The organism is Rhodoblastus sp., assembly GCF_052145335.1.
Taxonomy (GTDB): Bacteria; Pseudomonadota; Alphaproteobacteria; order Rhizobiales; family Beijerinckiaceae; genus Rhodoblastus.
The window spans coordinates 1-3,422 of sequence record NZ_JBKQOU010000181.1 but is presented as its reverse complement, the minus strand read 5'-3'; the positions used below and the strand labels follow the sequence as shown (position 1 = coordinate 3,422).

Here is a 3,422-nt window from a genome sequence, read left to right as displayed (position 1 = left end):
CGCGCCTGCCGCTCGGCGTTCGTCGGCCGCATGCCCCGGCTGGCGTCACAACATGCTCGGCAGCACGCGGTCTGGCGGACGGTGGCCGTCCATAAAGGTCTTCACATTGATGATGACTTTTTCGCCCATGTCGATGCGCCCTTCGAGCGTCGCCGAGCCCATGTGCGGCAGCAGCGTCACCTTGCCGCCCTGCGCCAGCTTGAGCAGTTTGGGCGAGACAGCGGGCTCGTGCTCGAACACGTCGAGACCGGCGCCGGCCAGCTCATTGGCCTCCAGCATCCGGGTCAGGGCGTTTTCGTCGATGATCTCTCCGCGCGCCGTATTCACCACGATGGCCCCGGAATGAAGGTGCTTCAAGCGCCTCGCGGAAAGGAGATGAAAAGTCGCCGGCGTATGCGGGCAATTGACCGAGACGATGTCCATCCGCATCAGCATCTGGTCGAGCGATTCGAAATAGGTCGCGGAAAGCTCCTGTTCGATCGAGGCGGAGACGCGGCGGCGGTTGTGATAATGGATCGACAGGCCAAAAGCCTTGGCGCGGCGGGCGAGCGCCTGGCCGATGCGGCCCATGCCGACAATGCCGAGTTTCTTGCCGGTGATGCGCCGCCCCAGCATCCAGGTCGGCGACCAGCCGCGCCAGGAGCCGTCGAGGGCGGCGCCGGCGCCCTCGACAATGCGGCGGGAGACGGCGACGATCAGCCCCATGGTCATGTCGGCGGTGTCCTCGGTCAGCACCCCGGGCGTGTTGGTGACGGTGATGCCGCGCCGAAGCGCCGAAGTGACGTCGATATTATCGACGCCATTGCCGAAATTGGCGATCAGCTTCAATTGCTCGCCGGCCTTGGCGATCAGCGGGGCGTCGATGCGGTCGGTCACGGTGGGCACCAGCACGTCGGCGGCGCCAATCGCCTCGGCAAGCTCGGCGTGGGTCATCGGCTTGTCCGTTTCGTTGAAACGGGCGTCGAACAATTCGCGCATCCGCGCTTCCACCGGTTCGGGCAGTTTGCGGGTCACGATGACGAGCGGATTATTTTTGCCCATGGTGTTCCGTTCCCTCTGCCCCGGTTTTTCGCGGACGGCGCGACCGCCCGTTTTTGCGCCGCAGCGGCGCCGGCTTTCACCGGTCATTAACGATCGGCGGGCGACAAGGACTTGACCGCGATCAATCCTGTTTCCCGTATTCTTTGCTTCCTAGCAGATGGATTGGCAAAAACAAGAATGGCGAAATGGGTTCGATGATTTTGCGCGGGCGTTGGGCAGGACAGTTGGAAGACGGCGTTATGGCGATTGGGCCGAAAATCAGGTTTGCTTCAGTCTCTTCATTCGGGCGGCGCCGTCGGGCGGCCTGCGCCCTCGTCGGCGCAAGTCTTTGTCTTGGCGTCATTTCTGTTCACGCGCAGCAGGCGGTCGGTTCGGCCACCGGCCTCGCCATTCCCCGCTATGTCAGCCTGAAATCCGATCACGTCAATTTGCGCGAGGGTCCTTCGAAAGACCACGCCACCAAATGGATCTACCAGCGTCCCGGACTGCCGGTGGAGATCACCGCCGAATACGAAATCTGGCGGCGCATCCGCGACTCGGAAGGCGCGGAAGGCTGGGTTCTGCATTCGCTGCTGTCGGGCAAGCGCACCGTGCTGATCGAGCCGTGGAAGAAGAACGCTCCGGCCCTGCCGCTTTACGCCCAGCCGCAGGAGGACGCCGACGTCAAGGCCAAGCTCGCGCCAGGCGTGGTCGCAAGCGTGAAAAGCTGCGACGGAACATGGTGCCGACTGAAGGGCGACGGCTATGACGGCTTCATGAGCCAGACCAATCTATGGGGCGTCTATCCCGGCGAAAAGGTGGAATAGGCCGGGCTCGCGGCCGCTGGCGCATGTTCAAAACGGATTGTAGGATCGGCCAGACGGGGGGAAAAGGCGATGAAAGCTGAAATGGTGACGACGGCGCTCGATTTGCCGGGCTACCGCGTGACGCGCAACATCGGAATCGTTCGCGGCATTGTCGTTCGCTCGCGATCCATCGTCGGCAATATTGGCGGAGCCCTGCAAACCTTGTTCGGCGGCAATATCACCGTCTACACCAATTTATGCGAGCGAACCCGCACCGATTCCTATGAGATGATGTGCGCTCACGCCGAAGCCAACGGCGCCAACGCCATCTTGATGATGCGCTACGACGCCAATGAAATCATGAACGGCGTCACCGAAGTCATTTGTTACGGCTCCGCCGTCATTGTCGAAAAGGAGCGCCCATGAACTGGACGATTCCCGCCGGCTTTGGCCTTTTTCTCCTGGGGGCGGCCGCGTTTCTGGCGCAATTGTGGCTGCGCTTCTGGGACCCCGAGACTTTCGTGAAAGTGATGATCACGCTCGGCGTGCTTCTGGCCGTGGTCATCGTGTGGAACCTGGTCCAGCGGGAGAGGCGCGACAGCGCCAGGCTGCGCGACAAAAGCAAGCTTCAATAATCGACGCCGATCAGGTAGAGCCCCGCCGCCGGCGCCACCTGGCCGCAACGCGCGCGGTCGCGCGCCTTCAAGGCCTGGGAAAGGTCTTCCGCCCGCCATTTGCCGGAGCCGACATGCTCCAGCGAGCCGACCATCGAGCGCACCTGCCGGTGCAGGAAGGCGCGGGCGCTGGCGCGGATGTGGATTTCGTCATGCGGCGCCCGGAAGACGTCGAGACGGTCGAGGGTGCGCACCGGGCTTTCGGCCTGGCACTCGGAATCGCGAAAGGTCGAGAAATCGTGGTGGCCGGTCAGCACTTGCGCCGCCTCGTGCATCGCCTCGGGGTCCAGCCTCCGCTTGATCAGCCAGGCGCGGCCATGATCGTAGGTCAGCGGCGCGCGGCGGTTGACGATGCGGTAGAGATAATGCCGCGCCTTGGCGGAAAAACGCGCGTCGAAATCGTCCTCCACCGCCTCGGCGGCGAGAATCGCGACCTTTTCCGGCCGCATATGGGCGTTGAGGGCGTCGCGAAGCGCGTCTGTCCGCCAGATTTTTTGCAGATCGACATGGCCGACCTGCGCCGAGGCGTGAACGCCGGAGTCGGTGCGTCCCGCGCCGCGCAGGCCGATCGGGCCGGGATCGAGTTTTTTGCACGCCGTCTCGATGACTTCCTGCACGGAAAGGCCATTGGCCTGGCGCTGCCAGCCGACATAATCGGTTCCATCATATTCGATGAGCAGTTTGTAGCGGGGCATTCTTACTGCGAGACCTGTGCGGCGTCGGACAGGCGGGCGCCCGGAACAAGTCGCGCGCCGCGCAAAAACTCGCTTCCCGAAACCGGGCCTCGTCCCGCCCTTTGAACCTCGACCAAAGTCAGGGCGCCGTCGCCGCAGGCGATGCGCGGCGTGTCGTCGAGGATTTCGCCCGGCTTGCCGGCCCCCTCCGACAGTGTCGTGCGTAAAATTTTCACGCGCTCAAGGCC

At 63.5% G+C, this 3,422-nt stretch carries 5 protein-coding genes and 1 pseudogene; 3 read left to right on the top strand and 3 right to left on the bottom strand.

The window, feature by feature from the left end; all coding sequences use genetic code 11:
* Nucleotides 1-45: 45 nt before the first annotated feature.
* Nucleotides 46-1,041, bottom strand: coding sequence for a 2-hydroxyacid dehydrogenase (locus tag ACLP2E_RS11655; RefSeq protein ID WP_442462290.1), 996 nt, complete (start codon nucleotides 1,039-1,041; stop codon nucleotides 46-48).
* A 239-nt stretch (nucleotides 1,042-1,280) separates the two neighbouring features.
* On the opposite strand from ACLP2E_RS11655, the gene ACLP2E_RS11650 reads away from it, so the two are divergent.
* The 3 genes from ACLP2E_RS11650 (at nucleotide 1,281) to ACLP2E_RS11640 (ending at nucleotide 2,461) form a co-directional block, all read left to right on the top strand.
* The gene (locus ACLP2E_RS11650) at nucleotides 1,281-1,847 is read left to right on the top strand and encodes an SH3 domain-containing protein (RefSeq protein WP_442466025.1); all 567 of its coding nucleotides are present in this window, start codon (nucleotides 1,281-1,283) and stop codon (nucleotides 1,845-1,847) included.
* 69 nt (nucleotides 1,848-1,916) lie between these two features.
* On the top strand, nucleotides 1,917-2,252 hold the full coding sequence (locus ACLP2E_RS11645) for a YbjQ family protein (protein ID WP_442462289.1): 336 nt from the start codon (nucleotides 1,917-1,919) through the stop codon (nucleotides 2,250-2,252).
* Nucleotides 2,249-2,461, top strand: a complete 213-nt coding sequence (locus ACLP2E_RS11640) for a hypothetical protein (protein ID WP_442462288.1) — start codon at nucleotides 2,249-2,251, stop codon at nucleotides 2,459-2,461. The genes ACLP2E_RS11645 and ACLP2E_RS11640 overlap by 4 nt, the downstream gene beginning before the upstream one ends.
* On the opposite strand, the gene truA is transcribed toward ACLP2E_RS11640, so the two are convergent.
* The gene (gene truA, locus ACLP2E_RS11635; protein WP_442466024.1) at nucleotides 2,455-3,195 is read right to left on the bottom strand and encodes a tRNA pseudouridine(38-40) synthase TruA; all 741 of its coding nucleotides are present in this window, start codon (nucleotides 3,193-3,195) and stop codon (nucleotides 2,455-2,457) included. The two genes, ACLP2E_RS11640 and truA, sit on opposite strands and share 7 nt — an antisense overlap.
* Before the next feature lie 2 nt (nucleotides 3,196-3,197).
* Nucleotides 3,198-3,422 (bottom strand): annotated as a pseudogene (locus ACLP2E_RS11630) (methionyl-tRNA formyltransferase); the annotation flags it as partial.

What these genes read in the sequence shown, in the direction of transcription:
- ACLP2E_RS11655 (WP_442462290.1), bottom strand. Translation starts at nt 1,041, where the DNA reads ATGGGCAAAAATAATCCGCTCGTCATCGTGACCCGCAAACTGCCCGAA.
- ACLP2E_RS11650 (WP_442466025.1), top strand. Translation starts at nt 1,281, where the DNA reads ATGGCGATTGGGCCGAAAATCAGGTTTGCTTCAGTCTCTTCATTCGGG.
- ACLP2E_RS11645 (WP_442462289.1), top strand. Translation starts at nt 1,917, where the DNA reads ATGAAAGCTGAAATGGTGACGACGGCGCTCGATTTGCCGGGCTACCGC.
- ACLP2E_RS11640 (WP_442462288.1), top strand. Translation starts at nt 2,249, where the DNA reads ATGAACTGGACGATTCCCGCCGGCTTTGGCCTTTTTCTCCTGGGGGCG.
- truA (WP_442466024.1), bottom strand. Translation starts at nt 3,195, where the DNA reads ATGCCCCGCTACAAACTGCTCATCGAATATGATGGAACCGATTATGTC.